The sequence below is a fragment of the Pseudomonas sp. AM14(2022) genome, assembly GCF_036346455.1.
GTDB lineage: Bacteria > Pseudomonadota > Gammaproteobacteria > Pseudomonadales > Pseudomonadaceae > Aquipseudomonas > Aquipseudomonas putida_A.
The window spans coordinates 606,538-632,399 of record NZ_JAOTNY010000001.1 but is presented as its reverse complement, the minus strand read 5'-3'; the positions used below and the strand labels follow the sequence as shown (position 1 = coordinate 632,399).

At 61.1% G+C, this 25,862-nt stretch carries 33 protein-coding genes; 20 read left to right on the top strand and 13 right to left on the bottom strand.

The genetic code is table 11. The features are described from left to right. Window positions 1-38: 38 nt before the first annotated feature. From V3W27_RS02980 to pilG, 3 genes are read right to left on the bottom strand one after another with little or no spacing between them, the layout of a single operon-like run. On the bottom strand, window positions 39-578 hold the full coding sequence (locus V3W27_RS02980) for a chemotaxis protein CheW (protein WP_007964098.1): 540 nt from the start codon (window positions 576-578) through the stop codon (window positions 39-41). A 10-nt stretch (window positions 579-588) separates the two neighbouring features. After that, on the bottom strand, window positions 589-954 hold the full coding sequence (gene pilH / locus V3W27_RS02975) for a twitching motility response regulator PilH (protein WP_025109154.1): 366 nt from the start codon (window positions 952-954) through the stop codon (window positions 589-591). A gap of 60 nt (window positions 955-1,014) precedes the next feature. After that, a complete protein-coding gene (gene pilG, locus V3W27_RS02970; RefSeq protein WP_003229093.1) occupies window positions 1,015-1,419 on the bottom strand; it encodes a twitching motility response regulator PilG in 405 nt (134 codons plus the stop codon). A 225-nt stretch (window positions 1,420-1,644) separates the two neighbouring features. On the opposite strand from pilG, the gene gshB reads away from it, so the two are divergent. The 7 genes from gshB (at window position 1,645) to V3W27_RS02935 (ending at window position 7,695) form a co-directional block, all read left to right on the top strand. Then, complete coding sequence (gene gshB / locus V3W27_RS02965; RefSeq protein ID WP_027610584.1) at window positions 1,645-2,616, top strand: glutathione synthase; 972 nt, start codon at window positions 1,645-1,647, stop codon at window positions 2,614-2,616. 107 nt (window positions 2,617-2,723) lie between these two features. Further along, window positions 2,724-3,623: an energy transducer TonB gene (locus V3W27_RS02960; protein WP_007964106.1), complete on the top strand. Its 900-nt coding sequence runs from the start codon at window positions 2,724-2,726 to the stop codon at window positions 3,621-3,623. Between the two features lie 173 nt (window positions 3,624-3,796). Continuing rightward, window positions 3,797-4,369: a YqgE/AlgH family protein gene (locus V3W27_RS02955; protein WP_007964108.1), complete on the top strand. Its 573-nt coding sequence runs from the start codon at window positions 3,797-3,799 to the stop codon at window positions 4,367-4,369. Beyond that, window positions 4,369-4,806, top strand: coding sequence for a Holliday junction resolvase RuvX (gene ruvX / locus V3W27_RS02950; protein ID WP_003229101.1), 438 nt, complete (start codon window positions 4,369-4,371; stop codon window positions 4,804-4,806). Before V3W27_RS02955 ends, ruvX begins: the two co-directional genes overlap by 1 nt. Before the next feature lie 81 nt (window positions 4,807-4,887). Then, window positions 4,888-5,394 carry a bifunctional pyr operon transcriptional regulator/uracil phosphoribosyltransferase PyrR gene (gene pyrR / locus V3W27_RS02945; protein WP_027610583.1) on the top strand — a complete coding sequence of 169 codons (507 nt, stop codon included), beginning with the start codon at window positions 4,888-4,890 and terminating at the stop codon, window positions 5,392-5,394. Between the two features lie 28 nt (window positions 5,395-5,422). After that, window positions 5,423-6,427, top strand: a complete 1,005-nt coding sequence (locus V3W27_RS02940) for an aspartate carbamoyltransferase catalytic subunit (RefSeq protein ID WP_003229107.1) — start codon at window positions 5,423-5,425, stop codon at window positions 6,425-6,427. After that, window positions 6,424-7,695, top strand: coding sequence for a dihydroorotase (locus tag V3W27_RS02935; RefSeq protein WP_330205873.1), 1,272 nt, complete (start codon window positions 6,424-6,426; stop codon window positions 7,693-7,695). Before V3W27_RS02940 ends, V3W27_RS02935 begins: the two co-directional genes overlap by 4 nt. A gap of 112 nt (window positions 7,696-7,807) precedes the next feature. Here the strand turns inward: V3W27_RS02935 and V3W27_RS02930 are convergent, their stop codons facing one another. Further along, complete coding sequence (locus tag V3W27_RS02930; protein ID WP_007964113.1) at window positions 7,808-8,239, bottom strand: NINE protein; 432 nt, start codon at window positions 8,237-8,239, stop codon at window positions 7,808-7,810. Window positions 8,240-8,487: 248 nt separating this feature from the next. On the opposite strand from V3W27_RS02930, the gene V3W27_RS02925 reads away from it, so the two are divergent. Then, window positions 8,488-9,114, top strand: coding sequence for a C40 family peptidase (locus V3W27_RS02925; protein WP_003229112.1), 627 nt, complete (start codon window positions 8,488-8,490; stop codon window positions 9,112-9,114). A 132-nt stretch (window positions 9,115-9,246) separates the two neighbouring features. On the opposite strand, the gene V3W27_RS02920 is transcribed toward V3W27_RS02925, so the two are convergent. Then, a complete protein-coding gene (locus tag V3W27_RS02920) occupies window positions 9,247-10,281 on the bottom strand; it encodes a type IV pilus twitching motility protein PilT (protein ID WP_003229114.1) in 1,035 nt (344 codons plus the stop codon). 56 nt (window positions 10,282-10,337) lie between these two features. Between V3W27_RS02920 and V3W27_RS02915 the strand changes: the two genes are divergently transcribed. The 11 genes from V3W27_RS02915 to V3W27_RS02865 all read left to right on the top strand — a co-directional run bounded on the left by V3W27_RS02915 (window position 10,338) and on the right by V3W27_RS02865 (window position 18,010). Next, window positions 10,338-11,024: a YggS family pyridoxal phosphate-dependent enzyme gene (locus V3W27_RS02915; RefSeq protein ID WP_003229116.1), complete on the top strand. Its 687-nt coding sequence runs from the start codon at window positions 10,338-10,340 to the stop codon at window positions 11,022-11,024. A 28-nt stretch (window positions 11,025-11,052) separates the two neighbouring features. Continuing rightward, entirely contained in the window at window positions 11,053-11,871 is an 819-nt protein-coding gene (gene proC / locus V3W27_RS02910) for a pyrroline-5-carboxylate reductase (RefSeq protein ID WP_183784819.1), read from the top strand. Window positions 11,872-11,881: 10 nt separating this feature from the next. Continuing rightward, complete coding sequence (locus tag V3W27_RS02905) at window positions 11,882-12,472, top strand: YggT family protein (RefSeq protein ID WP_027610578.1); 591 nt, start codon at window positions 11,882-11,884, stop codon at window positions 12,470-12,472. Beyond that, on the top strand, window positions 12,469-12,762 hold the full coding sequence (locus V3W27_RS02900) for a DUF167 domain-containing protein (protein WP_330205872.1): 294 nt from the start codon (window positions 12,469-12,471) through the stop codon (window positions 12,760-12,762). Before V3W27_RS02905 ends, V3W27_RS02900 begins: the two co-directional genes overlap by 4 nt. Before the next feature lie 184 nt (window positions 12,763-12,946). After that, the gene (gene metX, locus V3W27_RS02895) at window positions 12,947-14,086 is read left to right on the top strand and encodes a homoserine O-succinyltransferase MetX (RefSeq protein WP_003229124.1); all 1,140 of its coding nucleotides are present in this window, start codon (window positions 12,947-12,949) and stop codon (window positions 14,084-14,086) included. Between the two features lie 7 nt (window positions 14,087-14,093). Next, window positions 14,094-14,714 carry a methionine biosynthesis protein MetW gene (metW, locus tag V3W27_RS02890; RefSeq protein WP_003229126.1) on the top strand — a complete coding sequence of 207 codons (621 nt, stop codon included), beginning with the start codon at window positions 14,094-14,096 and terminating at the stop codon, window positions 14,712-14,714. 26 nt (window positions 14,715-14,740) lie between these two features. Next, window positions 14,741-15,175, top strand: coding sequence for a DUF4426 domain-containing protein (locus tag V3W27_RS02885; protein WP_027610575.1), 435 nt, complete (start codon window positions 14,741-14,743; stop codon window positions 15,173-15,175). Then, on the top strand, window positions 15,172-15,768 hold the full coding sequence (gene rdgB / locus V3W27_RS02880) for an RdgB/HAM1 family non-canonical purine NTP pyrophosphatase (RefSeq protein ID WP_330205871.1): 597 nt from the start codon (window positions 15,172-15,174) through the stop codon (window positions 15,766-15,768). Before V3W27_RS02885 ends, rdgB begins: the two co-directional genes overlap by 4 nt. Further along, window positions 15,765-16,970 (top strand): radical SAM family heme chaperone HemW, encoded by a 1,206-nt coding sequence (gene hemW, locus V3W27_RS02875; protein WP_330205870.1) that lies wholly within the window; start codon window positions 15,765-15,767, stop codon window positions 16,968-16,970. The genes rdgB and hemW overlap by 4 nt, the downstream gene beginning before the upstream one ends. 29 nt (window positions 16,971-16,999) lie before the next feature. Continuing rightward, a complete protein-coding gene (locus V3W27_RS02870) occupies window positions 17,000-17,323 on the top strand; it encodes a DUF3392 domain-containing protein (RefSeq protein ID WP_003229134.1) in 324 nt (107 codons plus the stop codon). A 138-nt stretch (window positions 17,324-17,461) separates the two neighbouring features. Further along, on the top strand, window positions 17,462-18,010 hold the full coding sequence (locus V3W27_RS02865; protein ID WP_330205869.1) for an RNA 2'-phosphotransferase: 549 nt from the start codon (window positions 17,462-17,464) through the stop codon (window positions 18,008-18,010). A 130-nt stretch (window positions 18,011-18,140) separates the two neighbouring features. Here the strand turns inward: V3W27_RS02865 and trmB are convergent, their stop codons facing one another. From trmB to V3W27_RS02840, 4 genes are all read right to left on the bottom strand, one after another. Beyond that, window positions 18,141-18,866: a tRNA (guanosine(46)-N7)-methyltransferase TrmB gene (trmB, locus tag V3W27_RS02855; protein ID WP_330205868.1), complete on the bottom strand. Its 726-nt coding sequence runs from the start codon at window positions 18,864-18,866 to the stop codon at window positions 18,141-18,143. A gap of 9 nt (window positions 18,867-18,875) precedes the next feature. Further along, on the bottom strand, window positions 18,876-19,670 hold the full coding sequence (locus V3W27_RS02850; RefSeq protein ID WP_007964131.1) for a thiazole synthase: 795 nt from the start codon (window positions 19,668-19,670) through the stop codon (window positions 18,876-18,878). Window positions 19,671-19,729: 59 nt separating this feature from the next. Beyond that, on the bottom strand, window positions 19,730-19,930 hold the full coding sequence (thiS, locus tag V3W27_RS02845) for a sulfur carrier protein ThiS (protein ID WP_027610571.1): 201 nt from the start codon (window positions 19,928-19,930) through the stop codon (window positions 19,730-19,732). Between the two features lie 80 nt (window positions 19,931-20,010). Beyond that, window positions 20,011-20,382: a DUF423 domain-containing protein gene (locus V3W27_RS02840; RefSeq protein WP_003229144.1), complete on the bottom strand. Its 372-nt coding sequence runs from the start codon at window positions 20,380-20,382 to the stop codon at window positions 20,011-20,013. 74 nt (window positions 20,383-20,456) lie between these two features. On the opposite strand from V3W27_RS02840, the gene mtgA reads away from it, so the two are divergent. Beyond that, on the top strand, window positions 20,457-21,179 hold the full coding sequence (mtgA, locus tag V3W27_RS02835; protein WP_134784878.1) for a monofunctional biosynthetic peptidoglycan transglycosylase: 723 nt from the start codon (window positions 20,457-20,459) through the stop codon (window positions 21,177-21,179). A 178-nt stretch (window positions 21,180-21,357) separates the two neighbouring features. Here the strand turns inward: mtgA and rpoH are convergent, their stop codons facing one another. The 4 genes from rpoH to ftsY all read right to left on the bottom strand — a co-directional run bounded on the left by rpoH (window position 21,358) and on the right by ftsY (window position 25,520). Continuing rightward, on the bottom strand, window positions 21,358-22,212 hold the full coding sequence (gene rpoH / locus V3W27_RS02830; RefSeq protein ID WP_003229146.1) for an RNA polymerase sigma factor RpoH: 855 nt from the start codon (window positions 22,210-22,212) through the stop codon (window positions 21,358-21,360). A 115-nt stretch (window positions 22,213-22,327) separates the two neighbouring features. Continuing rightward, window positions 22,328-23,353: a permease-like cell division protein FtsX gene (gene ftsX / locus V3W27_RS02825; protein WP_007964135.1), complete on the bottom strand. Its 1,026-nt coding sequence runs from the start codon at window positions 23,351-23,353 to the stop codon at window positions 22,328-22,330. Next, the gene (gene ftsE / locus V3W27_RS02820) at window positions 23,350-24,021 is read right to left on the bottom strand and encodes a cell division ATP-binding protein FtsE (protein WP_003229148.1); all 672 of its coding nucleotides are present in this window, start codon (window positions 24,019-24,021) and stop codon (window positions 23,350-23,352) included. The genes ftsX and ftsE overlap by 4 nt, the downstream gene beginning before the upstream one ends. Beyond that, complete coding sequence (gene ftsY / locus V3W27_RS02815) at window positions 24,018-25,520, bottom strand: signal recognition particle-docking protein FtsY (RefSeq protein WP_330205867.1); 1,503 nt, start codon at window positions 25,518-25,520, stop codon at window positions 24,018-24,020. Before ftsY ends, ftsE begins: the two co-directional genes overlap by 4 nt. Window positions 25,521-25,862: the final 342 nt, after the last annotated feature.

Below are 25,862 nucleotides of genomic sequence, written 5' to 3'. Positions count from 1 at the left end.
AGCAAGCCCGCTCCCACATGGGATTTGTAGTGTCAGAGTTATATCGCGACGCTCATGAACACCGGCGATTTGGCCAGCGCAAACAGGCTGAACACCCGCCAGTTCTGCTCACGCCGGAAATAGCCTTTGACGAACTCGGCCTTGGAGCCCTGGCGCTTGCTGATCGAGATCGGTTCGAAGCTGTCCTGCTCGAAGTGCTGCAGGCCGAACACCTCATCCACCAGCAACCCGGCGAACACATCGTTGTGCTCCACCACCAACACACGCCGCTGTTTGCGCAACGGCGACAGCTCGTGACCGAAAAAGCCGCACAGGTCCATGATCGGCAGCAAGCGCCCACGCAGGTTAGCCACCCCTTTGACCCACGGCTTGACCCCGGGCAACTGAGTGCAACGCGGTTCGTGCAGCACTTCGCTGACTTCGCCCATCGGCGTCACGTACCAATGCTCGCCGAGGCGAAAGCCGATGCCGCTCCAGCGATCCTGACGGCCGGGCTGCGACGGCAGGTCCGCCGCCAGCAGACGGCAGCGCTGGTCGATCTGCCACAGCAGCTCGAACGCGGTCAGCGACTGGTTCATGGCCGCGCGATCAACCGGCCAGCACGTTGTTCAGGGTCTTGATAAGCATGTCTTCTTCGACCGGTTTGGTCAGGTAATCCTTCGCGCCCTGGCGCGTGCCCCAGACCTTGTCGGTTTCCTGATCCTTGGTGGTGATGATGATCACCGGGATGTGGCTGGTCTCGGCATCCTTGGTCAACTGGCGGGTGGCCTGAAAACCGTTGAGGCCGGGCATGACGATGTCCATCAGCACCGCGTCGGGTTTTTCCTGACGGGCCAGGGCCACGCCGTCGGCACCGTTTTCGGCCTTGAGCACTTCATGGCCGTGCTTTTCCAGCATGCCGGTGAGTTTGTACATTTCAGTCGGCGAATCATCGACGATCAGGATACGTGCCATGGTCTTCCCCATTTTTCTTGTCGACATCCGGCCCGCTGGCCGAGCGTCACTGTACGTGTCTTACTGCGGCAAAACGGCGGCGAAGCCCGGAACGTGGGCCTGAATCGCGTCAAGCAGCTCTTCCTTGCTGAAAGGTTTGGTCAAAAATTGATCAGAACCGACAATCCGCCCCTTGGCCTTGTCGAACAGCCCGTCACGCGACGACAGCATGATCACCGGCGTGGCCTTGAACGCACTGTTGTTCTTGATTAAAGCGCAGGTCTGATAACCATCCAGACGCGGCATCATGATGTCGACAAAAATGATCCCGGGGTGGTGGTCGGCGATCTTCGCCAAAGCGTCGAAGCCATCGATCGCCGTGATGACTTCGCAGCCCACATTTTTCAACAGCGTTTCGGCGGTGCGACGAATCGTTTTCGAGTCATCGATCACCATGACCTTCAAGGCGCTGGACTGCTGTTCCATAAGAGGGCTCTACCGTCGCCTTTGCGAATCAAATTGTCCGTTTTGCGATGAGTAATGGCTGGAAACCCTTGATGCTCAAGGGCCAGCACGCTATGCCAGCCTTTTTAGCACAGTCTCCAGATGCAATCTATCGACGGGTTTTTCCTTGACCGAAAACCCTGCCAGCGCCACTCTGGCGGCACTTTTTCAATACCGATCCGGTAGCCAATTTTCGAGGAAAACCCAATGAGCGTTCGCGTCGGGATTGTCATGGACCCTATCGCCAGCATTTCCTATAAAAAGGATAGCTCGCTGGCCATGCTGCTGGCCGCGCAGAAACGTGGCTGGGAACTGTTCTACATGGAGCAGCGCGACCTGTATCAGGCCGAAGGTCAGGCCCGGGCGCGCATGAAGCCGCTGAAAGTCTTCGCCAACCCGGAAAAATGGTTCGAACTGGACGCCGAGCAGGACAACCTGCTGAGTGATCTGGACGTAATCCTGATGCGCAAGGATCCGCCGTTCGACATGGAGTTCGTCTACTCCACCTACTTGCTGGAACAGGCCGAAACCGCTGGCGTGCTAGTGGTCAACAAGCCGCAGAGCCTGCGCGACTGCAACGAAAAACTGTTCGCCACGCTGTTCCCGCAGTGCACGCCGCCAACTATCGTCAGCCGCCGCGCCGATGTGCTGCGTGAATTCGCCGCCAAGCATGGCGACGTAATCCTCAAGCCGCTGGACGGCATGGGCGGCACTTCGATTTTCCGTCACCGCGTCGGCGACCCGAACCTGTCGGTGATTCTGGAAACCCTGACCGCCCTCGGCAATCAGCAGATCATGGGCCAGGCCTACCTGCCGGCAATCAAGGACGGCGACAAACGCATCCTGATGATCGACGGTGAGCCGGTGGATTACTGCCTGGCGCGAATTCCGGCGCAAGGCGAAACCCGTGGCAACCTCGCGGCCGGTGGTCGTGGTGAAGCAAGGCCGTTGACCGACAAGGATCGCTGGATTGCCGCCCAGGTCGGCCCGACCCTGCGCGAGAAAGGTCTGCTGTTCGTCGGTCTGGACGTGATCGGCGAAAACCTCACCGAAATCAACGTCACCAGCCCGACCTGCATCCGCGAAATCGACAATGCTTTCGGTACCGATATCGGCGGCATGCTGATGGATGCCATCGACAAGAAGCTGCAAGCCGCCGGCAAAAAGCCGCAAGCTTGACGTGTGTCACATGCAGCCTGTCGCTTGAAGCGTGAAGCCCAAGGCGCGAAACCAACATTGCGTTATCATGCGCAGCCTCTGAAAAACGCGATGTTGGTTTTCTTGTCATGACCCTCCCGTCCGATCTGCCCGCAGAACTCGCCCACCGTGGCGTGCGCCCGGCCGATCGCCTCGGATTTACCCTGTTTCTCGCGGCGCTGATTCATTTGGCGCTGCTGCTCGGGGTCGGCTTTACCATGGTCGAACCCAAGCAGATCAGCAAAACCCTGGAAATCACCCTCGCCACCTTCAAGAGCGAAACCAAGCCGAAAAAGGCTGATTTCCTCGCTCAGGAAAACCAGGAAGGCAGCGGCACCCTCGACAAGAAGGCGATTCCCAAGACCACCGAGGTCGCGCCGTTCCAGGACAATCAGGTCAAGAAGGTCACCCCGCCCCCGGCCGCCAAACCGGAAGTGCGCGAAGCAGCACCCAAGGCTGCAGTGACCACGGTGGCGCCGAAACAGCAAAAGGCGCCGACCAAGAAAGAAGAAACCAAGACCGAGACCAAACCTGCGGTCAACGCGCCGACGTTCGACAGCTCGCAGCTATCCAGCGACATCGCCAGCCTCGAAGCGGAACTGGCCAACGAACAACAGCTGTACGCCAAACGCCCGCGCATTCACCGCTTGAGCGCGGCCTCGACCATGCGCGACAAGGGCGCCTGGTACAAGGATGACTGGCGCAAGAAGGTCGAGCGCATCGGCAACCTCAATTACCCGGAAGAAGCGCGGCGCAAGCAGATTTACGGCAACCTGCGGCTGATGGTCTCGATCAACCGCGATGGCTCGCTGTATGAAGTGCTGGTGCTCGAGTCCTCCGGCCAGCCGCTGCTGGATCAGGCGGCGCAGCGCATCGTCCGGCTGGCGGCACCGTTTGCACCGTTTACCGGCGATCTGTCGGATATCGACCGACTGGAAATCATCCGCACCTGGAAATTTGCCCGGGGCGACAAGCTTTCGAGCAATTAAGAACACCGCAAAACCCCTGTGGGAGCGGGCTTGCTCGCGAATGCGGTGGGTCAGCTACATTGACTTTGCCTGACACGCCCTCTTCGCGAGCAAGCCCGCTCCCACCCTTTGATCTGCGTTGTTCTCTGATCGTCAGCTTGTCAGTTTGCCCCTACGACGCCACACTATCGCTCATGAAAAACGTCAGCCCCAGCTACCTCAAGCATCACTTCCTGATCGCCATGCCGCACATGGCCGACCCGAACTTTGCCCACACCTTGACCTACATCGTCGAGCACACGGCCAATGGCGCCATGGGGCTGGTGGTCAATCGACCGCAAGAGCTGAATCTGGCTGACATCCTCGAGCAATTGCGCCCGGACATCGATCCGCCAGCGCTGTGCCAGCATGTGCCGATCTTCATTGGTGGCCCGGTGCAGACCGATCGCGGTTTCGTCCTGCACCCTTCGGGCAAGACCTTTCAGGCCACCGTCGAGCTGGACGGTGATCTGGCGCTGTCCACCTCGCAGGACGTGCTGTTCGCCATCGCCGACGGCGTAGGCCCGGCGAAAAGCGTGATCGCCCTCGGTTACGCCGGTTGGGAAGCCGGGCAACTGGAGGCTGAGCTGGCCGACAACGCCTGGCTGACCTGCCCGTACGACGCCGACATCCTGTTCAATACCAGCAGCGAGCTGCGTCTGGAAGCGGCGGCACGGCATCTGGGGATCAACCTCAGCCTGCTGACCAGTCAGGCGGGGCACGCCTGATGGCCCTGCGCCTGATTCTCGGCTTCGACTACGGCACCAAACAGATCGGCGTTGCGGTCGGCCAGGTGATTACCGGCCAGGCCCGCGAGCTGTGCACCCTGAAAGCGCAGAACGGCGTGCCCGACTGGAATCAGGTCGAAGCGCTGTTCAAGGAATGGAAACCCGACGCCGTGGTGGTCGGCCTGCCGCTGAACATGGACGGCACGCCCAGCGAGATGTGCCTGCGCGCGGAGAAATTCGCCCGCCGTCTCAATGGCCGTTTCAATGTGCCCTTCTATACCCACGACGAACGCCTGACCACCTTTGAAGCCAAGGGTGAACGACTGGTGCGCGGCGGGCAGAAAGGCAGTTACCGCGACAACCCGGTGGATGCCATCGCCGCCGCTCTGCTGCTACAGGGCTGGCTCGATGAAAACACTGCATTGTTTGAATCCTGACAAGCGCTTCGGCGCTTTTCTTTTGGTTATAAACCCAGCCACGTCCGGCAGGACGCGGCTCGGAATCACGAAGGAGCAACCATGAGCCTGCCCAATCCCGCCGATCTGATCAGCCAGATGGCGACCCGCCTCAAGGCGCACCTTGCACAGCGTGATATCAGCGAACCGCGTTACATCGGCATCCGTACCGGCGGCATCTGGGTCGCACAGGCCCTGCTCAAGGAATTGGCCAGCGACGCACCGTTGGGCACGCTGGATGTTTCCTTCTACCGCGACGACTTCAGCCAGAACGGCCTGCACCCGCAAGTGCGCCCCTCGGCCCTGCCCTTCGAGATCGAAGGCCAGCATCTGGTGCTGATCGATGACGTATTGATGAGCGGCCGGACCATCCGCGCCGCCATGAACGAACTGTTCGACTACGGCCGCCCGGCCAGCGTGACCCTGGTCTGCTTGCTCGACCTGGACGCCGGCGAGCTGCCGATCCGCCCGAACGTGGTGGGTGCGACCCTGTCGCTGGCCGCCAATGAGCGGGTCAAGCTGTCCGGCCCGGAGCCGCTGACGCTCGAACTGCAAGACCTGAATTCCTAACCCGCCCTTATTGAGAGTCCCCCTCGCGATGACGCCTCTAGATACCAAGCGCCCGCTGCAGCTCAATGATCAGGGCCAGCTGCGCCACTTCCTCTCGCTCGACGGCCTGCGCCGCGAGTTGCTGACGGAAATCCTCGACACTGCCGACTCGTTCCTCGAAGTCGGTGCCCGGGCGGTGAAGAAGGTCCCGTTGCTGCGCGGCAAGACCGTGTGCAACGTGTTCTTCGAAAACTCCACGCGCACCCGCACCACCTTCGAACTGGCGGCCCAGCGGCTGTCGGCGGACGTGATCACCCTGAACGTGTCGACCTCGTCGGCCAGCAAAGGTGAAACCCTGCTCGACACCCTGCGCAACCTCGAAGCGATGGCCGCCGACATGTTCGTCGTGCGCCACGGTGACTCCGGCGCCGCACACTTCATCGCCGAACACGTCTGCCCGCAGGTGGCGATCATCAACGGCGGCGACGGCCGGCACGCACACCCGACCCAGGGCATGCTCGACATGCTCACCATCCGTCGGCACAAGGGCGGTTTCGAAAACCTCTCGGTGGCGATCGTCGGCGACATCCTGCACTCGCGGGTGGCGCGCTCGAACATGTTGGCCCTGAAGACCCTCGGCTGCCCTGACATCCGCGTGATCGCGCCGAAGACCCTGCTGCCGATCGGCATCGAGCAGTACGGCGTCAAGGTCTACACCGACATGAACGAAGGCCTGAAGGACGTCGACGTGGTGATCATGCTGCGCCTGCAGCGTGAGCGCATGACCGGCGGCCTGCTGCCGAGCGAAGGCGAGTTCTACCGCCTGTTCGGCCTGACCACCGCGCGTCTGGCCGGGGCCAAACCCGATTGCATCGTCATGCACCCGGGGCCGATCAACCGTGGGGTAGAGATTGAGTCCGCGGTGGCCGACGGCCCGCACTCGGTGATCCTCAATCAAGTCACCTACGGCATCGCCATCCGCATGGCCGTGCTGTCGATGGCCATGAGCGGGCAAACAGCGCAACGTCAATTCGAGCAGGAGAACGCCCAGTGAAGCTCAGCATTCTCGGCGCCCGCGTCATCGATCCAAGCAGCGGCCTGGATCAAATCACCGACATTCACGTTGAAGCCTGCAAGATCGTCGCCCTCGGCGCCGCACCGGCCGGTTTCACCGCTGTGGAAACCATCGACGCCAACGGTCTGGTTGCAGCACCCGGTTTGGTCGACCTGAACGTGGCCCTGCGCGAGCCGGGCTACAGCCGCAAAGGCACGATCGCCAGCGAAACCCGCGCCGCAGCGGCCGGCGGCGTGACCAGTCTGTGCTGCCCGCCGAAGACCAAACCGGTGCTCGACACCTCGGCCGTGGCCGAACTGATCCTCGACCGCGCCCGCGAAGCCGGCAACACCAAGGTGTTCCCGATCGGCGCGCTGAGCAAAGGGCTGGACGGCGAACAGCTTGCAGAGCTGGTGGCGCTGCGCGACGCCGGGTGTGTGGCGTTCGGCAATGGTCTGGAGAGTTTCCGCAACACCCGCACCCTGTGCCGGGCATTGGAATACGCGGCGACCTTCGACCTGACAGTGATTTTCAATTCACAAGATCACGATCTGGCCGATGGCGGTCTGGCCCATGAAGGCGCGGTCGCCAGTTTCCTCGGCCTGCCGGGGATTCCGGAAACCGCGGAAACCGTGGCTTTGGCCCGCGATCTGCTGCTGGTCGAGCAGACCGGCGTGCGCGCGCACTTCAGCCAACTGACCAGCGCGCGCGGCGTGGCCCTGATCGCTCAGGCGCAGGCCCGTGGTTTGAAGGTCACCGCCGATGTCGCTCTGTATCAGTTGATCCTCACCGATGAAGCGCTGATCGACTTCAGCAGCCTGTATCACGTGCAACCGCCGCTGCGCACCCGCGCCGACCGCGACGGCCTGCGTGAAGCGGTGAAGTCCGGGGTGATTTCGGCGATCTCCAGCCATCACCAGCCGCATGAACGCGACGCCAAACTGGCACCGTTCGGTGCGACCGAACCGGGCATCAGCAGTGTGGAGTTGCTGCTGCCGCTGGCGATGACGCTGGTTGAGGATGGTTTGCTGGATCTGCCGACCCTGCTGGCGCGCCTGACTGCCGGGCCTGCGGACGCGCTGCGTCTGCCGGCGGGCAAACTGGCGGTGGGCGGTGCGGCGGATATCGTGCTGTTCGACCCGAAGGCGTCCACCGTGGCCGGCGAAGGCTGGCTGTCGAAGGGCGAGAATTGCCCGTTCCTTGGGCACACCCTGCCGGGTGTGGTGCGTTACACCTTGGTGGATGGGCGGATCAGTCACCAGGCGTGATACCGCGCTGACTGTATTCGCGAGCAAGCCCGCTCCCACACTGGATCGCCGATCGACACAAACTCTGTGTTCACTGGAGATCTAATGTGGGAGCGGGCTTGCTCGCGAAGGCTTACTGAAAAGCGCCGCGATTCTGCGCGTTGCGCACCGAAACCTGATCATTCAGGGTCCAGAAGTCATACAGCACACCAATAAAGAACAACCCGCCGGTCAGCAGATACAGCAACCCGCTGATCCACTTGCCCTGGTACATCCGGTGCACGCCGAACACGCCCAGGAACGTCAGCAGAATCCACGCCACGTTGTATTCGATCGGCCCTGCGGTGAAACGCAGATCCGCCTCGCGATCCATTGCCGGGATCAGGAACACGTCGATCAGCCAGCCAATGCCCAGCAGACCGAAGGTGAAGAACCAGATCGTCCCGGTCACGGGCTTGCCGTAATAGAAGCGGTGAGCGCCGGTGAAACCAAAAATCCACAGCAGATAACCGATGATTTTGCTGTGCGTATCCTGCGGTGCAGCGACCTGCTGATAGCGGTTCATGAAGACCTCGATTCACACGATAGATAAATTTTCTTTAATTCTTTGTGACTTTTTTACATGTAGCCGACGTACGGCAAATGTTACCGTGTCGTCCGTCAAAGCCTTATAGCACCGGACTTCTGTCCGACAATTGCGTCCGTTTGCCGCTTGTTTGGTTCCGTTGCCCTCCGATGGAATCGACCAACGGCCTCGGAAGGGACAAAAAAGCTGTTATAAAGTTGCGCGCTAACACATAAGAGCCACGCCTAATGCGACCATTTTTCAAGACATGGCTAACTATTTGCCTATTAATGCCACTGGCCGCCCACGCCACCAATCGTGAGCAACGTCTTCCCAACGTTAACGGTTTCACCCCTAAATCCCATGCTTCGGCTCCTTCGAGCAAGAGCAGCAAACAAACGAAACACACCACGCTCGCCAGCAAGAATCACGGCAAGCTGGTGCCACCGATGGCCAACAAGGAAAGCAGCAACGTCCTGAGCCGTGCGGTGAACGTCCTCGGTACTCCCTACCGTTGGGGCGGCAGCAGCCCAAGTAAAGGCTTCGACTGCAGCGGGCTGGTGAAATATGCGTTCAACGACGCCACGTTCGACCTGCCACGCACTTCCAACGCGATGGCCAGCGGGCATGGCGAGAAAGTCGAACGCAAGGATCTGAAGCCGGGCGACCTGATTTTCTTCAACATCAAGAGTCGTCGGGTCAACCACGTTGCCATCTACCTGGGCAACGACCGCTTCATCCACGCCCCACGTCGTGGCAAAGCGGTGAGCATCGATACGCTGAACAAGCCTTACTGGGAACAGCATTACGTGGTTGCCAAGCGTGTGCTGCCGAAAGAACCGGCTGGCAAACAGATGCGTGTGGTTCAGCGCTGAGTCGACTGATCCGGAATCTGCTCAAGCAGTACTGACCCCTTCGCGAGCAAGCCCGCTCCCACATGGAAATGCATTCCAATGTGGGAGCGGGCTTGCTCGCGAAGAGGCCAGTGAAAGCAACACAAGCCTCTCTTAAAAATTATCCGGCGTACGCGCCTTTTCCCGCGCATGCTCGCGGCTGATCAAGCCCTTGGTCACCAGTTCCTTCAGGCACATGTCGAGTGTCTGCATCCCCAACGACCCTCCGGTCTGAATCGCCGAATACATCTGCGCCACCTTGTCCTCGCGGATCAGGTTCCGGATCGCCGACGTTCCCAGCATGATCTCGTGCGCGGCCACCCGTCCGCCGCCGATCTTCTTGATCAGCGTCTGCGACACCACGGCCAGCAACGACTCCGACAGCATCGAACGGACCATGGACTTCTCGTCGCCGGGGAACACATCGACAACACGGTCGATGGTCTTGGCGGCTGACGTCGTGTGCAGCGTGCCGAATACCAGATGCCCGGTTTCAGCAGCAGTCAGTGCGAGGCGAATGGTTTCCAGATCGCGCATCTCGCCCACCAGAATCACGTCCGGGTCTTCGCGCAGCGCCGAACGCAACGCGGTGGCGAAGCTGCGGGTATCGCGATGGACTTCGCGCTGATTGATCAGGCATTTGCGCGATTCGTGGACGAACTCGATCGGGTCTTCGATGGTGAGAATGTGGTGATGGCGATGGGTATTGAGGTAATCGATCATCGCCGCCAGCGTGGTCGATTTGCCGGACCCGGTCGGCCCGGTCACCAGCACCAGCCCGCGCGGCGCATCGGTGATCTTGCGAAAGACGTCGCCCATGCCGAGGTCTTCCATGCTCAGCACTTTCGAGGGAATGGTGCGGAACACCGCGCCGGCGCCCCGGTTCTGGTTGAACGCGTTGACCCGAAAGCGCGCTACGCCGGGGACTTCGAACGAGAAATCCGTTTCCAGGTGTTTCTCGAAGTCGACCCGCTGGGTGTCGTTCATGATGTCGTAGATCAATTCGTGCACTTGCTTGTGATCCAGCGCCGGCAGATTGATCCGCCGCACATCGCCATCGACGCGGATCATCGGCGGCAGACCCGCCGACAAGTGCAGGTCGGAAGCGCCCTGTTTGGCGCTGAACGCCAGCAGTTCAGTGATATCCATAGCGTCCCTCAATTCCAGTAGAATGCCGCGAACCTTCAGACCGCCGGCGCCTCTTGATGTCCACGATAGCAGACAACATTCTTCAGGTTAGTTCGCGTATCCAGGCAGCGGCCAAAGCTGCAAACCGCGATGAACACAGCATCCAGTTGCTGGCCGTGAGCAAGACCAAACCGGCGCAGGACCTGCGTGAAGCCTACGCCGCCGGCCTGCGTGACTTTGGCGAGAACTATCTGCAGGAAGCCCTGGGCAAACAGCTCGAACTGGCCGACCTGCCCTTGATCTGGCACTTCATCGGCCCCATTCAATCGAACAAGACTCGCGCCATCGCCGAGCATTTCGACTGGGTGCACTCCGTGGATCGCCTGAAAATCGCCCAACGCCTGTCCGAACAGCGCCCGGCCGAGCTGCCGCCGCTGAACATCTGCATTCAGGTCAATGTCAGCGGCGAAGCCAGCAAGTCCGGCTGCACCCCGGCCGACCTGCCGGCGCTGGCCGAGGCCATCAGCGCCCTGCCCCGATTGAAACTGCGCGGGCTGATGGCGATTCCCGAGCCGACCGAAGATCGCGCCGAACAAGATGCCGCTTTTGCTGCCGTGCAACGTTTGCAGGCCAGCCTGAATCTGCCGCTCGACACACTTTCCATGGGTATGAGCCACGACCTCGAGTCGGCTATCGCCCAAGGCGCCACCTGGGTGCGGATCGGTACCGCGCTGTTTGGCGCCAGAGATTACGGTCAGCAATGACCGACAGCCATCTGAAAAAGGACCTGACATGAGCAACACACGCATTGCCTTTATCGGTGCCGGCAACATGGCCGCCAGCCTGATCGGCGGCCTGCGGGCCAAGGGGCTGCAAGCCAGCCAGATTCGCGCCAGCGATCCGGGCGAAGAGACCCGCCAACGCGTCGGCGCCGAACACGGCATCGAAACCTTCGCCGACAACGCCCAGGCCATCGACGGCGTCGACGTGATCGTACTGGCGGTCAAGCCACAGGCGATGAAAGCCGTGTGCGAAGCCATCCGCCCAAGTCTGAAACCGCAGCAACTGGTGGTGTCGATCGCCGCCGGCATCACTTGCGCGAGCATGACCGCATGGCTCGGCGAGCAGCCGATCGTGCGCTGCATGCCGAACACCCCGGCACTGCTGCGTCAGGGCGTCAGCGGCCTGTACGCCACCAGCGAAGTGACCGCCGAACAGCGTCAGCAGGCTGAAGAGCTGCTGTCCGCCGTCGGCATCGCGCTGTGGCTGAACGAAGAACAGCAACTCGATGCGGTGACCGCCGTCTCCGGTTCCGGCCCGGCGTACTTCTTCTTGCTGATCGAAGCGATGACCGCCGCTGGCGTCAAACTCGGCCTGCCAAAGGAAATCGCCGAGCAACTGACCCTGCAAACGGCTCTGGGCGCCGCGCACATGGCGGTATCCAGCGATGTCGACGCTGCCGAACTGCGCCGCCGCGTGACCTCGCCAAACGGCACCACAGAGGCCGCAATCAAATCATTCCAGGCTAACGGCTTCGAAGCCCTGGTAGAAAAAGCACTCGGCGCCGCCGCGCACCGCTCGGCCGAAATGGCCGAACAACTGGGCAAATAAGGAGCCTTACATGATTGGATTGAACACCGCAGCGGTTTACGTGCTGCAAACCCTCGGCAGTCTGTACCTGCTGATCGTGCTGTTGCGCTTCGTCCTGCAACTGGTGCGCGCGAACTTCTACAACCCGCTGTGCCAGTTCGTGGTCAAGGCTACCCAGCCGCTGCTCAAGCCGCTGCGCCGGATCATCCCGAGCATCTTCGGCCTCGACATGTCGTCGCTGGTGCTGGCGATTCTGGTGCAACTGGCCCTGATGGCCCTGACCCTGCTGCTGACCTACGGCACCACCGGCAACCCGCTGCAACTGTTCATCTGGTCGATCATCGGCGTGACCGCGCTGTTCCTGAAGATCTTCTTCTTCGCCCTGATCATCAGCGTGATCCTGTCGTGGGTCGCCCCGGGCAGCCACAACCCGGGCGCTGAACTGGTGAACCAGATCTGCGAGCCGGCGCTGGCACCGTTCCGCAAGATTCTGCCGAACCTCGGCGGTCTGGACCTGTCGCCGATTTTCGCCTTCTTGGCGCTGAAGCTGATCGACATGCTGGTGATCAACAATCTGGCGGCGATGACCATGATGCCGGAAATCCTGCGCCTGTTGATGTGAGCTGGTTTCGCTGGGACGGGGACGACTTGATCCTCGAATGTCATCTGCAACCGGCAGCCCGCAGCGATGATTTCGCCGGGCTGCACGGTGACCGCCTGAAGGTCCGCCTCACCGCGCCGCCGGTCGAGGGCAAGGCCAATGCGTATCTGATGGGCTTTCTGGCCAAGGCGTTTGGGGTTTCCAAAAGCCAGGTCAGTTTGCTCAGCGGCGAGTTGAACCGGCAGAAACGGGTGAAGATCCGTGCACCGAAGAAGCTGCCGGAGTTGCCTGATCTGCTGCGTCCGGCCTGATCCACCGAGTCGCTCCATTCGCGAGCAAGCCCGCTCCCACAGGAGATCGCATTCCCCTGTGGGAGCGGGCTTGTTCGCGAATGGCCGCACCTCGGTCCAAAGCGAACAAACAGGCCCCAACGTTGCTTGCCGCTAACCCCCCCGGTCTTTAGACTTACGCCTCATTTCAACGAGAGCAGGGTCGATGCCAGCTGCCTTTCCCCCCGATTCTGTTGGTCTGGTGACGCCGCAAACGGCGCACTTCAGTGAACCTCTGGCCCTGGCCTGTGGCCGTTCGCTGCCTGCCTACGACCTGATCTACGAAACCTACGGCACGCTGAACGCACAGGCGAGCAACGCCGTGCTGATCTGCCACGCGTTGTCCGGGCACCACCATGCCGCCGGCTATCACAGCCCCGACGACCGCAAGCCCGGTTGGTGGGACAGTTGCATCGGCCCCGGCAAACCGATCGACACCAACAAGTTCTTCGTGGTCAGCCTGAACAATCTGGGCGGCTGCAACGGCTCCACCGGCCCGAGCAGTATCAACCCGGAGACCGGCAAGCCGTTCGGCGCCGACTTCCCGGTGCTCACCGTCGAAGACTGGGTGCACAGTCAGGCGCGTCTGGCTGACCTGCTCGGCATTCGTCAATTCGCCGCCGTGATCGGCGGCAGCCTCGGCGGCATGCAGGCGCTGCAGTGGACCATCACCTACCCGGATCGCGTGCGCCACTGCCTGGCCATCGCCTCGGCGCCCAAACTGTCGGCGCAGAACATCGCCTTCAACGAAGTCGCGCGTCAGGCGATCCTCACCGACCCGGAATTCCACGGTGGTTCGTTCCAGGAAGCGGGCGTGATCCCCAAACGCGGGCTGATGCTCGCGCGAATGGTCGGACACATCACCTACCTGTCCGACGACTCGATGGGCGAGAAATTCGGCCGTGGCCTGAAGAGTGAAAAGCTCAACTACGACTTCCATAGCGTCGAGTTCCAGGTCGAGAGCTACCTGCGCTATCAGGGCGAAGAATTCTCCGGACGTTTCGATGCCAACACCTATCTGTTGATGACCAAGGCGCTGGACTACTTCGATCCGGCGGCGAACTTCGACGATAACCTGGCGAAAACTTTCGAAAACGCCACCGCCAAGTTCTGCGTGATGTCGTTCACCACCGACTGGCGCTTCTCCCCGGCCCGCTCGCGGGAGCTGGTGGACGCGCTGATGGCGGCACGCAAAGACGTCAGCTATCTGGAAATCGATGCACCTCAGGGCCACGACGCCTTCCTGATTCCGATCCCGCGCTATTTGCAGGCGTTCGGCAATTACATGAACCGAATTACGGTGTGAACAAGCCATGAGAGCTGATCTGGAAATCATCCAGGAATGGATCCCCGCTGGCAGCCGCGTGCTCGACCTCGGTTGCGGCGACGGCGAGTTGCTGACCTGGCTGCGCGACAACAAGAACGTCACCGGTTATGGCCTGGAAAACGACGCCGACAACATCGCCGAGTGCGTGGCCAAGGGCATCAACGTCATCGAGCAGGACCTGGACAAGGGGCTGGGCAACTTCGCCAGCAACAGTTTCGACATCGTCGTCATGACCCAGGCCCTGCAAGCCGTGCACTACCCGGACAAGATCCTCGACGAGATGCTGCGGGTCGGTCGTCAGTGCATCATCACCTTCCCCAACTTCGGGCACTGGCGCTGCCGCTGGTATCTGGCAAGCAAGGGCCGGATGCCGGTGTCGGAATTTCTGCCGTACACCTGGTACAACACGCCGAACATTCACTTCTGCACCTTCGAAGACTTTGAAGAACTTTGTCGCGAACGTGACGCGAAGGTCATTGATCGGCTTGCCGTGGATCAACAGCACCGCCACGGGTGGGCCAGTAAGCTATGGCCTAATCTGTTAGGTGAGATTGGTATCTACCGCGTCAGCAGCCCGGTGCTTGCAGATCATCGGGTCGCGGTCTGAACCACGACATTTCGAGGAGAACGATCATGGGTCGCTTGATTACTGTGCTATTGGCCGCCTGCCTGAGTCTGTCGGCGGTGGCCGCCGATGCCATCAAGGGCGAACGCAAGGAAGTGTTCGGCGACGTTACCGTGCACTACAACACTTTCAACTCGACCTTCCTGACACCCGACATCGCCAAAGCAGCCGAGCTGATCCGCAGCAAGAACCAGGGCGTGATCAATGTCTCGGTGATCAAGGACGGCAAACCGCTGATCGCCAACGTCACCGGCACGGTCAAAGACCTGACCAGCCAGAGCGTGCCGCTGAACTTCCGCCAGGTCACCGAACAGGGCGCGATCTACTACATCGCCCAGTACCCGGTGGAGCAGCAGGAAACCCGCACCTTTGAAATCAAGGTGCAGAACGGTGACAAGATCAACACCATCAACTTTAACCAAGAACTCTTTCCCGGCGAATGATGAACCTCACGCAACTCGTACTGGCCAGCCATAACGCCGGCAAACTCAAGGAACTCCAGGCCATGCTCGGCGACTCGGTGCAACTGCGCTCGATCGGCGAATGGAGCAAGGTCGAACCGGAGGAAACCGGTCTGTCGTTCGTCGAGAACGCGATCCTCAAGGCGCGCAATGCCGCGCGCATCTCCGGCCTGCCGGCGCTGGCCGACGATTCCGGTCTGGCGGTGGATTTCCTCGGCGGTGCACCGGGCATCTACTCGGCGCGCTATGCCGATGGCAAGGGCGATGCGGCGAACAACGCCAAACTGCTCGACGCCCTCAAAGACGTGCCGCAAGCCGAGCGCGGCGCGCAGTTCGTCTGCGTGCTGGCACTGGTGCGGCATGCCGATGATCCGCTGCCGATCCTCTGCGAAGGCCTGTGGCACGGGCGCATCCTGACCGCCGCCAGCGGCGAGCACGGTTTCGGCTACGACCCGCTGTTCTGGGTGCCGGAGCGAAACGTGTCCAGCGCCGAACTGAGCCCGGCCGACAAGAACCAGATCAGCCACCGCGCCCGTGCAATGGATCTGCTGCGCCAGCGTCTGGGCCTGAAATGACCGACAGCCACCCCGCGTCGTCGCTGATCATCGGCGGCGCCGCCTCTTCGCCTCGGGCGCCGCTGCCTACGCTACCGCCTCTGGCGCTGTACATCCACATTCCGTGGTGTGTGCGCAAATGCCCGTATTGCGATTTCAACTCGCACACCGCCAGCCCGGTGCTGCCGGAAGAGGAATACGTCGACGCGTTGCTGGCCGATCTCGATCAGGACCTGCACGCGGTGTATGGCCGTGAAATCAGTTCGATCTTCTTCGGTGGCGGTACGCCGAGCCTGTTCAGCGCGCAAGCCCTCGGGCGCTTGCTCAAAGGCGTCGAGCAGCGCATCCCGTTCGCCCACGACATCGAGATCACCCTGGAAGCCAATCCCGGCACCTTCGAGCAAGAGAAGTTCGTTGCGTATCGCAAGCTCGGGATCAATCGCCTGTCGATCGGCATTCAGAGCTTCCAGCAGCAGAAACTCGAAGCCCTCGGGCGCATCCATAACGGTGACGAAGCGGTACGAGCGGCGGGAATGGCGCGCCAGGCCGGCTTCGATAACTTCAACCTCGACTTGATGCACGGCTTGCCGGATCAGTCGCTGGACGATGCCTTGAGCGACCTGCGTCAGGCCATCGAACTGCAACCGACGCACATCTCCTGGTATCAGCTGACGCTGGAGCCGAACACGGTGTTCTGGAACCAGCCGCCGGTGCTGCCGGAAGACGACACGCTGTGGGACATTCAGGAAGCCGGACAAGCGCTGCTGGCCGCGCACGGTTACGCGCAATACGAAGTCTCGGCCTATGCCCAGCCCGGGCGGCCGGCGCGGCACAACCTCAATTACTGGAGTTTCGGCGACTTCATCGGCATCGGTGCTGGCGCCCACGGCAAGCTCAGTCATCCGGACGGGCGCATCGTCCGCACCTGGAAGACACGCCTGCCGAAGGACTATCTCAACCCAGCCAAGAGTTTCCAGGCCGGCGAGAAAGCCCTGAGCAATGACGAGATGCCGTTCGAGTTCCTGATGAACGCCCTGCGCCTGACTGCCGGGGTGGAATCACGCCTGTATCCCGAACGCACCGGCCTGCCGCTGGAAAGTCTCGCCGAACACCGCCGCCAGGCCGAACAAAGTGGCCTGATGCAGGTCGAACCGTCACGTCTGGCGGCCACCGAGCGCGGACAACTGTTTCTCAACGACTTGCTGCAGAAATTTCTGAGCTGAGCCCTAACGGCCGCCCCAAGGAAAACCGCATGGATTTGATACTCGATCTGCTCGCCACCGTGTCCCGCTGGAGCCGCAGCAACCTCTCGGAAATCGCCCTGGCGCTGGTGGGCTGCCTGCTGGTGCTGTTCGGCGCCGACTTCAAGGGCTGGGTCGAGCAGCGTCTGGGCAGCATCGCCGGCGCCCTGCGCGTACCGCTGATGGCCCTGCTGTGCGTGATCGGCAGCGGCGCCGCGCTGATCTATGCGACGCCGTGGGTGGTCAAGGGCCTGAGCCAGTTCAACAACTACAGCCTGGCGCCGGTGTTGCTGGTGGTGCTGGTGCTTATCGGCGTAGTCGCTGACCGCCGCTGATCTTTCAGCACACCCAAAACAACTGTGGGAGCGGGCTTGCTCGCGAAGGCGTGATATCAGTCAACATCAACGTTGAATGGTTCACCGCTTTCGCGAGCAAGCCCGCTCCCACAGTTGATCGCAATGACAGGGAAGTTCATGAGCAAAAAACTGTTGGACGAGACAAGCAAATTTCTCAGCTTCGTATTGCGCCACGAACCTCAGGCGATCGGTCTGACGCTGGACTCTGAAGGCTGGGCAAATATCGAAGAACTGATCAACGGTGCTGCGCGTGACGGTCGCAAACTGGATCGCGAACTGATTGAAGCGGTCGTGACAAGTAGCGACAAGAAGCGCTTCTCGATTTCCGAGGACGGCCAACTGATTCGTGCGGTTCAGGGCCACTCAACGAAAAGCGTGGATTTGCAGTTCGAGCAGAAACAGCCACCGCAAACGCTGTATCACGGCACAGCGACGCGCTTTCTTGAGTCAATCAAAGAACAAGGCCTGATCCCGAGATCACGCCATCACGTGCACCTTTCCCAAGACATCGACACCGCTTCGGCCGTCGGGCAGCGCTATGGCACCGTGGTGATTCTGCAAGTCGCCGCACGGCAGATGGAAGAACAGGGTTTCAAGTTCTATCAGGCCGAAAACGGCGTCTGGCTGACAGAGCATGTACCGGTGCGCTTCATCTCTACCCTGTAATTTCTCGAACACCCAAAACAACTGTGGGAGCGGGCTTGCTCGCGAAGGCGTCGTATCAGTCAACATCAACGTTGAATGATTCACCGCTTTCGCGAGCAAGCCCGCTCCCACATTGGGTTTTGCATGTTGCTTAAGCGATTTTCTCGAACTTAAGATCCCACACGCCATGCCCAAGACGTTCGCCGCGGCGTTCGAACTTGGTGATCGGCCGCTCGGCCGGGCGTGGTACGCATTTGCCGTCTTCGGCGAGGTTGCGGTAGCCCGGGGCGACGTTCATCACTTCCAGCATGTACTCGGCGTACGGTTCCCAGTCGGTGGCCATGTGCAGGATGCCGCCAACCTTCAGCTTGCTGCGCACCAGTTCGGCGAAGGACGCCTGAACGATGCGACGCTTGTGGTGACGGCTCTTGTGCCACGGGTCCGGGAAGAACAGCATCAGGCGATCGAGGCTGTTGTCGGCGATGCAGCGGTTGAGCACTTCAATCGCGTCGCAATCGTAGACCCGCAGGTTGGTCAGGCCCTGAGTCAGCACGCCGTTGAGCAGCGCGCCGACACCCGGACGGTGCACTTCAACACCGATGAAGTCCTGATCCGGCGCCGCCGCAGCCATTTCCAACAGCGAGTGGCCCATGCCGAAACCGATCTCCAGCGAGCGCGGTGCCGAACGGCCGAACACTTGATCGTAATTCACCGGCGCGTCGGCCAGCGGCAGCACGTACAGCGGCGCGCCCTGGTCCAGACCCCGTTGCTGGCCTTCGGTCATGCGCCCGGCGCGCATCACGAAGCTCTTGATGCGGCGGTGTTGGCGCTCGTCGCCCTCTTCCGTCTGGATAGGCGTGTCGTTCGATTCAGTCATCAATGGCTCTTACTTGATCAGACCATCCAGCGGCGAAGAGGCGCTGGCATAGAGTTTTTTCGGCATGCGGCCGGCGAGGTAGGCCAGACGGCCTGCGACGATCGCGTGTTGCATGGCTTGGGCCATCATCACCGGTTGTTGAGCGTGGGCGATGGCCGAGTTCATCAGCACCGCGTCACAGCCCAGTTCCATGGCGATGGTGGCGTCGGAGGCGGTACCGACACCGGCATCCACCAGCACCGGAATCTTGGCTTCTTCGAGGATGATCTGCAGGTTGTACGGGTTGCAGATCCCCAGACCGGAACCGATCAGACCGGCCAGCGGCATGACCGCGATGCAGCCGATTTCCGCCAGTTGCCGGGCGATGATCGGGTCATCACTGGTGTAAACCATCACGTCGAAGCCTTCCTTGACCAGCGTTTCGGCGGCCTTGAGGGTTTCGATCACGTTGGGGAACAGGGTTTTCTGGTCGGCCAGCACTTCCAGCTTCACCAGGTTGTGACCATCGAGCAGCTCACGGGCCAGGCGGCAGGTGCGCACGGCCTCGATAGCGTCGTAGCAACCGGCGGTGTTCGGCAGGAAGGTGTAGCGATCGGGCGACAGCACTTCGAGCAGGTTCGGCTCGCCTTCGATCTGGCCGAGGTTGGTACGGCGCACGGCGAAGGTGACGATCTCGGCACCCGAGGCTTCGATGGCCTGACGGGTTTCTTCCATGTCACGGTACTTGCCGGTACCAACCAGCAAACGCGACTGGTAAGTACGACCGGCCAGAACAAAAGGCTTGTCGCTGCGAACGATGCTCATGGGGAATCCTCTTTAGGGGTGAGGGTCTTGCAGAATTCTGTGCCCTTGCGGGCCGGCGATCAGCCGCCGCCGATGGCGTGCACCACTTCGACGTTGTCGCCGTCGTTGAGCACGGTGTCGGCATGCTGGCTGCGCGGGACGATATCCAGGTTGAGTTCGACTGCCACCCGGCGACCGGTCAGGTCCATACGGGCAATCAGGGCCGCAACGGTTTCACCGTCGGGCAGTTCAAGGGATTCGCCGTTCAACTGAATGCGCATGCGCCTGGCCGCCATCATTTTTAGGGGGTGGCATTCTAGCCCGATCATGACCTAAAGGTCAGCACCAAGCGTCAAGCGGTTTACTGCAGGCGCCAGGCGGCAAGTCCAAGACACAGCCAGCCAACCAGAAACGCCAGACCGCCGAACGGAGTGATGATGCCGAGCTTGCTGATGCCGGTGGTGGTCAGCACATACAGACTGCCCGAGAACAACAGGATGCCGACGGCGAACGAGATACCAGCCCAGGTCACCAGCCGCCCCTGAATCTGCGTGGCCAGCAGCGCCACACCGAACAGCGCCAGGGTGTGCACCAATTGATAGGTCACGCCAGTGTGGAAAATCGCCAGATACTCGGGGGTCAGGCGGCTCTTCAGGCCATGAGCGGCGAAGGCGCCAAGGCCCACACCGGTAAAACCAAAGAAAGCGGCCAGCATCAGAAAGCCACGCAGCATGTGGAACTCCAGTCAGACTCGTTCGGCAGGGTCTGTATAATGGCTCGCTCTATCGGTTCAGCCAAGCCATCTCTATGCTGCGTTCACTTTTGCGTCGTCTCACGAAGGCCCTGCTCTGGTTCGCGGGCGGCAGTGTATTGCTGGTGTTGCTGTTTCGCTTCGTGCCACCGCCGGGCACGGCGCTGATGGTCGAGCGCAAGATCGAATCCTGGGTCGACGGCGAGCCGATTGACCTGCAGCGCACCTGGAAACCGTGGGACGAAATCTCCGACGACCTCAAGGTCGCGGTCATGGCCGGCGAAGACCAGAAGTTTCCCGAGCACTGGGGTTTTGACTTCGGCGCGATTCAGGCTGCGCTGGCCCACAACGAACTCGGCGGTTCGATTCGCGGTGCCAGCACCTTGAGCCAACAAGTGTCGAAGAACCTGTTTCTGTGGTCCGGTCGCAGCTATCTGCGCAAAGGCCTGGAAGCATGGTTTACCGCACTGATCGAGGTGTTGTGGCCCAAGCAGCGGATTCTTGAGGTTTACCTGAACAGCGTCGAGTGGGATGACGGGGTGTTTGGTGCCGAAGCCGCAGCACGTCATCACTTTGGTGTGAGCGCCAAGTCACTGTCGCGGCAGCAGGCGAGTTATCTGGCGGCGGTGCTGCCTAATCCGCGCGTGTGGAGCGCCAGCCATCCGACGGCTTATGTGTCGCGCCGGGCCGGGTGGATTCGCCAGCAGATGAGCCAGTTGGGCGGGACCAGCTATCTGCTGGGGCTTGATGATTCGCGTCGGGCGCCTTGGGCTGAATAACGCTGAAGCCCCCTGTAGGAGTGAGCCTGCTCGCGATAGCGTCATGTCAGTCACAATAAATGTGGCAGGAAGACCGCTATCGCGAGCAGGCTCACTCCTACAGGGATTTGTGTTGAAACAGAAATAAAAACGCCCCGATCATCGCTGATCGGGGCGTTTTTGTTTGCCGAGGCGCCGGTTAGGCGGCGATCGACAACTTGAGCTTGTTCATCGCGCTCTTCTCGAGCTGACGGATCCGCTCGGCCGATACGTTGTACTTCTGCGCCAGGTCGTGCAGCGTGGCTTTCTCTTCTGCCAGCCAGCGCTGGTAGAGGATGTCGCGGCTACGCTCGTCCAGCACTTCCAGCGCTTCGTGCAGGTTGTGGTTGGAGTTGTCGCTCCAGTCGGCATCTTCCAGTTGACGCGCCGGGTCGTACCGGTGGTCTTCCAGGTAGTTGGCCGGCGACTGGAAAGCGCTGTCGTCGTCAGCTTCTGCAGCCGGGTCGAAGGCCATGTCATGGCCAGTCAGGCGACTTTCCATCTCGCGCACTTCACGTGGTTCGACGCCAAGGCTTTCCGCCACACGGTGGACTTCCTCGTTGTTCAGCCACGCCAGACGTTTCTTCTGGCTGCGCAGGTTGAAGAACAGCTTGCGCTGGGCCTTGGTGGTCGCGACCTTCACAATGCGCCAGTTGCGCAGGATGAACTCGTGAATTTCCGCCTTGATCCAGTGCACGGCGAACGACACCAGACGCACACCCATTTCCGGGTTGAAGCGTTTTACCGCCTTCATCAGACCGACGTTGCCTTCCTGGATCAGGTCAGCCTGAGCCAGACCGTAGCCGGAATAGCTACGGGCAATGTGTACGACAAATCGCAGGTGGGCGAGCACCATCTGCCGAGCCGCCCCCAAATCCTGCTCATAGTAGAGACTCTCGGCCAGTTCACGCTCCTGCTCCGGCGTCAGCAATGGAATGCTGTTGACGGTGTGCACATAGGCTTCCAGGTTCGCACCCGGAACCAACGCGTACGCAGGTTGCAAAGAATTGGTCATGCGAAAAAACCTCCCACTTACATACTCGTGCCTCTCGGCACTGCGAAAAATTGACCGGGAATTCAAGTACAAGTTCCCAAAAAAACCGCAAGGTCAATCACGCGCAAAAAAGATTCTACTTCGGCGCCAGCTCCCTGAGATGACGTGCGACTGCAATCCATGCACCGATATAACCCAACAGCACCGCGCCAAGCAAGAGCGACAGACCGTCGGCAACTGGCACTCCGGCCAGCGCGAAATCACTGCCGTACAAGCCGGCCAGTCCAACCACCGCGTCGTTCAGCCAGTTCAGGCCGAACGCCAGCACACCCCAGGACAGAACCCCCGCACCGAAGCCATACAACGCGCCCATATAAAGGAAGGGGCGACGTACATAGCTGTCAGTGCCGCCGACGAGTTTAATCACTTCTATCTCTGTGCGGCGGTTTTCAATATGAAGACGAATGGTATTGCCTATCACCAAAAGTAATGCAGACACCAAAAGCACCGTCAGACCGAAGACAAAACGGTCACCGAGCTTGAGGATGGCGGCCAGACGCTCGACCCAGACTAGATCAAGTTGCGCCTGTTGTACCTTCGGCAGCTCGGAAAGTTTTTGTCTTAATGCTTCCAGAGTCGGCTTGTCGACCTCGTTCGGGGTCACCAGCACCACGCCCGGCAGCGGGTTCTCCGGCAGCTCGCGCAGGGCTTCGCCCAGACCGGACTGCTGCTGAAACTCTTCCAGCGCCTGATCACGACCGACATATTCGGCATCAGCGACGCCGGGCATGCCTTTGATCTGCTCGCGCAACGATTCACCCTGCGCGGGCGTGGCATCCAGCTGCAGGTACAGCGAAATCTGCGCCGCACGCTGCCACGAACCGCCGAGACGCTCGACGTTGTTGATCAGCAGTGACAAGCCCATCGGCAGGCTCAGCGCCACAGCCATCACCATGCAGGTGAAGAAGCTGCCGATCGGCTGCTTGCCGAGGCGCCGCAGGCTGTCGAGCAGGCTGGCACGGTGACTTTCGATCCACGAACGCAACAGGGTGGAAAAGTCCGGGCCGTCGTCATCGTCGTGTTTTTTCTTCTTTGGCGGTTGCGGGTCGGCGGCTTTCGGGGCCACGCGCTCGGAAACCTTCGGACTGCGTGTCGCACTCATACGCCGGCCTCCCCGTCGCCGATCAGTCGGCCGCGTTGCAGGGTCAGCATACGGTGCCGCATACGCGCAATCAGCGCCAGGTCGTGACTGGCGATCAGCACGCTGGTGCCCAGTCGGTTGATGTCTTCGAACACGCCCATGATCTCGGCCGCCAGACGCGGGTCGAGGTTACCGGTCGGTTCGTCCGCCAGCAGCAGGGCCGGACGGTGGACGATGGCGCGGGCGATGCCGACGCGCTGTTGCTGACCGGTGGACAGGTCGCCCGGGTACAGATCGGTTTTATCCGACAACGCCACGCGCTCCAGCGCCGAATCGACGCGCTTGGCGATTTCGGCCTTGGACAAGCCGAGAATCTGCAGCGGCAGCGCGACGTTGTTGAACACTGTGCGATCGAACAGCAACTGGTGATTCTGGAACACCACGCCGATCTGCCGACGCAGGAACGGAATCTGCGCGTTGCTGATGGTGCTCAGGTCCTGCCCGGCCAGCAGCAGTTTGCCGCTGGTCGGACGCTCCATCGCCAGCAACAGGCGCAACAGCGTGGACTTACCGGCACCGGAGTGACCGGTGACAAACAGAAACTCGCCACGACGGACTCGAAAGCTCAGCTCATGCAAGCCGACGTGACCGTTCGGGTAGCGTTTACCGACCTGTTCGAAACGAATCATGAACGCTCCCGTTCGGCAAACAGTGCCTGGACAAAGGGTTCGGCTTCAAAGGTACGCAGATCGTCGATGCCTTCACCGACGCCGATGTAGCGGATCGGCAGGCCAAACTGCTTGGCCAGGGCGAAAATCACCCCGCCCTTGGCGGTACCGTCGAGCTTGGTCAGCGCCAGGCCGGTCAGTTCGACGGTCTGGTTGAATTGCTTGGCCTGGTTGATCGCGTTCTGACCAGTACCGGCGTCGAGCACCAGCAGCACTTCGTGCGGCGCGTCGGCGTCGAGCTTGCCGATCACCCGGCGCACTTTTTTCAATTCTTCCATCAGGTTGTCTTTGGTGTGCAGACGACCGGCGGTGTCGGCGATCAGCACGTCGATGCCACGGGCCTTGGCGGCCTGCACGGCGTCGAAGATCACCGACGCAGAGTCGGCGCCGGTGTGCTGGGCGATCACCGGGATCTTGTTGCGCTCGCCCCAGACCTGCAGCTGCTCAACGGCAGCGGCGCGGAAGGTGTCACCGGCAGCGAGCATGACTTTCTTGCCTTCCAGTTGCAGCTTCTTCGCCAGTTTGCCGATGGTGGTGGTCTTGCCAGCGCCATTGACGCCGACCACCAGAATCACGAACGGCTTGTTCTGCGAGGCAATTTTCAGCGGCTGCTCGACCGGCTTGAGCATTGACGCCAGCTCGGCCTGCAACGACTTGTACAGCGCGTCGGCGTCGGCCAGCTCTTTGCGTGCAACCTTCTGAGTCAGGCGCTGGATGATCTGCGTGGTGGCTTCGACACCGACGTCGGCGGTCAGCAGACGGGTTTCCAGCTCATCGAGCAAATCGTCATCAATGGTTTTACGGCCGAGAAACAGGCTGGCCATGCCCTCGCCGATGCTGGCGCTGGTTTTCGACAGGCCTTGCTTGAGGCGGGCGAAGAAGCCGACTTTGGTTTCTTCGCTGCGCGGGGCTTCCACTGGCGTTTCAGCAACCACTTCTGCCGGCACCACCGGAGCCGCCACCACCGGTGCAAGTGCAGGCTGCTGCACGACCGGCGCAACAGGGGCAACGAACACCGGGGCCACTGGCTCGGGAACAACCGGTGCAGGCTCGACAACCGGCTCAACCACTGGCGCCGGAGCGACTTCAGGGACGAACGCGGCAGGCGCCGGAATCGGCGGCGTCACATGCGGCGCGGCCTCTTCGACCAAGGCCACCGGCTCTTCCGCCACCGGCAAGGTCAGCCACGGCTCGGCCGCCGGAGTCAGTGGCCGCTCGGCCGCCACCGGGGTTTCAGGTTCTGGCTCGGGTTCGACCGGTTGCAGCACCGGCTCGGCAATCGGCAGCACGATCGGCGCCGGCTCTTCTTCTATGGCAGGCGCTGGCGTCGGAGCCGGTTCAGGAATCGCGGGCTGCTGTTCGACGACAGGTTCCTGCGGTTTCTTACGCAGCCATCCGAACAGGCTTTTCTTCTCGCCAGCCGCAGCTGGGGTCTTCTTGTCGTCGTTGGAACCAAACATGGAGGACGGCTATCTCACGGTAGCGACGCGCCATAAGGGCGCCCCGGCAAATAAATATTCGATGCAGAACAGACTGTGTTTCATCCAGCTTGTTCACGCGCAACATTTTGTCGAGGCGCCAGCGGCACCCCAAAGATTCGTATTAACGAAGGACTAAACCGGCAAAATCGGCGAAAAAGCGAAATCTAGTCGATAAACCGCAGCTTTCTGCCGCCAACCTATACAACCGCATCAGGCCTGAAAACCTGATAGGCGTGGTCGCCGGTAAAACGGATCAGTATCCTAGCACCCTCTCGCCCGCCGACGCTAAGACCAAGCGGGCAGCCCAACAGGTTAAAAAAC

Excerpts from the sequence above, each read along its gene's own strand:
- rdgB (WP_330205871.1), top strand. The coding sequence starts at position 15,172 with ATGATGAACCTCACGCAACTCGTACTGGCCAGCCATAACGCCGGCAAA.
- V3W27_RS02955 (WP_007964108.1), top strand. The coding sequence starts at position 3,797 with ATGAAAAACGTCAGCCCCAGCTACCTCAAGCATCACTTCCTGATCGCC.
- trmB (WP_330205868.1), bottom strand. The coding sequence starts at position 18,866 with ATGACTGAATCGAACGACACGCCTATCCAGACGGAAGAGGGCGACGAG.
- pilH (WP_025109154.1), bottom strand. The coding sequence starts at position 954 with ATGGCACGTATCCTGATCGTCGATGATTCGCCGACTGAAATGTACAAA.
- V3W27_RS02885 (WP_027610575.1), top strand. The coding sequence starts at position 14,741 with ATGGGTCGCTTGATTACTGTGCTATTGGCCGCCTGCCTGAGTCTGTCG.
- V3W27_RS02905 (WP_027610578.1), top strand. The coding sequence starts at position 11,882 with ATGATTGGATTGAACACCGCAGCGGTTTACGTGCTGCAAACCCTCGGC.
- gshB (WP_027610584.1), top strand. The coding sequence starts at position 1,645 with ATGAGCGTTCGCGTCGGGATTGTCATGGACCCTATCGCCAGCATTTCC.
- ftsX (WP_007964135.1), bottom strand. The coding sequence starts at position 23,353 with ATGAGTGCGACACGCAGTCCGAAGGTTTCCGAGCGCGTGGCCCCGAAA.
- V3W27_RS02925 (WP_003229112.1), top strand. The coding sequence starts at position 8,488 with ATGCGACCATTTTTCAAGACATGGCTAACTATTTGCCTATTAATGCCA.
- pyrR (WP_027610583.1), top strand. The coding sequence starts at position 4,888 with ATGAGCCTGCCCAATCCCGCCGATCTGATCAGCCAGATGGCGACCCGC.
- thiS (WP_027610571.1), bottom strand. The coding sequence starts at position 19,930 with ATGCGCATTCAGTTGAACGGCGAATCCCTTGAACTGCCCGACGGTGAA.
- V3W27_RS02980 (WP_007964098.1), bottom strand. The coding sequence starts at position 578 with ATGAACCAGTCGCTGACCGCGTTCGAGCTGCTGTGGCAGATCGACCAG.
- pilG (WP_003229093.1), bottom strand. The coding sequence starts at position 1,419 with ATGGAACAGCAGTCCAGCGCCTTGAAGGTCATGGTGATCGATGACTCG.
- ftsE (WP_003229148.1), bottom strand. The coding sequence starts at position 24,021 with ATGATTCGTTTCGAACAGGTCGGTAAACGCTACCCGAACGGTCACGTC.
- V3W27_RS02930 (WP_007964113.1), bottom strand. The coding sequence starts at position 8,239 with ATGAACCGCTATCAGCAGGTCGCTGCACCGCAGGATACGCACAGCAAA.
- rpoH (WP_003229146.1), bottom strand. The coding sequence starts at position 22,212 with ATGACCAATTCTTTGCAACCTGCGTACGCGTTGGTTCCGGGTGCGAAC.
- proC (WP_183784819.1), top strand. The coding sequence starts at position 11,053 with ATGAGCAACACACGCATTGCCTTTATCGGTGCCGGCAACATGGCCGCC.
- metX (WP_003229124.1), top strand. The coding sequence starts at position 12,947 with ATGCCAGCTGCCTTTCCCCCCGATTCTGTTGGTCTGGTGACGCCGCAA.
- ftsY (WP_330205867.1), bottom strand. The coding sequence starts at position 25,520 with ATGTTTGGTTCCAACGACGACAAGAAGACCCCAGCTGCGGCTGGCGAG.
- hemW (WP_330205870.1), top strand. The coding sequence starts at position 15,765 with ATGACCGACAGCCACCCCGCGTCGTCGCTGATCATCGGCGGCGCCGCC.
- V3W27_RS02960 (WP_007964106.1), top strand. The coding sequence starts at position 2,724 with ATGACCCTCCCGTCCGATCTGCCCGCAGAACTCGCCCACCGTGGCGTG.
- V3W27_RS02940 (WP_003229107.1), top strand. The coding sequence starts at position 5,423 with ATGACGCCTCTAGATACCAAGCGCCCGCTGCAGCTCAATGATCAGGGC.
- V3W27_RS02915 (WP_003229116.1), top strand. The coding sequence starts at position 10,338 with ATGTCCACGATAGCAGACAACATTCTTCAGGTTAGTTCGCGTATCCAG.
- V3W27_RS02920 (WP_003229114.1), bottom strand. The coding sequence starts at position 10,281 with ATGGATATCACTGAACTGCTGGCGTTCAGCGCCAAACAGGGCGCTTCC.
- ruvX (WP_003229101.1), top strand. The coding sequence starts at position 4,369 with ATGGCCCTGCGCCTGATTCTCGGCTTCGACTACGGCACCAAACAGATC.
- V3W27_RS02870 (WP_003229134.1), top strand. The coding sequence starts at position 17,000 with ATGGATTTGATACTCGATCTGCTCGCCACCGTGTCCCGCTGGAGCCGC.
- V3W27_RS02850 (WP_007964131.1), bottom strand. The coding sequence starts at position 19,670 with ATGAGCATCGTTCGCAGCGACAAGCCTTTTGTTCTGGCCGGTCGTACT.
- metW (WP_003229126.1), top strand. The coding sequence starts at position 14,094 with ATGAGAGCTGATCTGGAAATCATCCAGGAATGGATCCCCGCTGGCAGC.
- mtgA (WP_134784878.1), top strand. The coding sequence starts at position 20,457 with ATGCTGCGTTCACTTTTGCGTCGTCTCACGAAGGCCCTGCTCTGGTTC.
- V3W27_RS02865 (WP_330205869.1), top strand. The coding sequence starts at position 17,462 with ATGAGCAAAAAACTGTTGGACGAGACAAGCAAATTTCTCAGCTTCGTA.
- V3W27_RS02840 (WP_003229144.1), bottom strand. The coding sequence starts at position 20,382 with ATGCTGCGTGGCTTTCTGATGCTGGCCGCTTTCTTTGGTTTTACCGGT.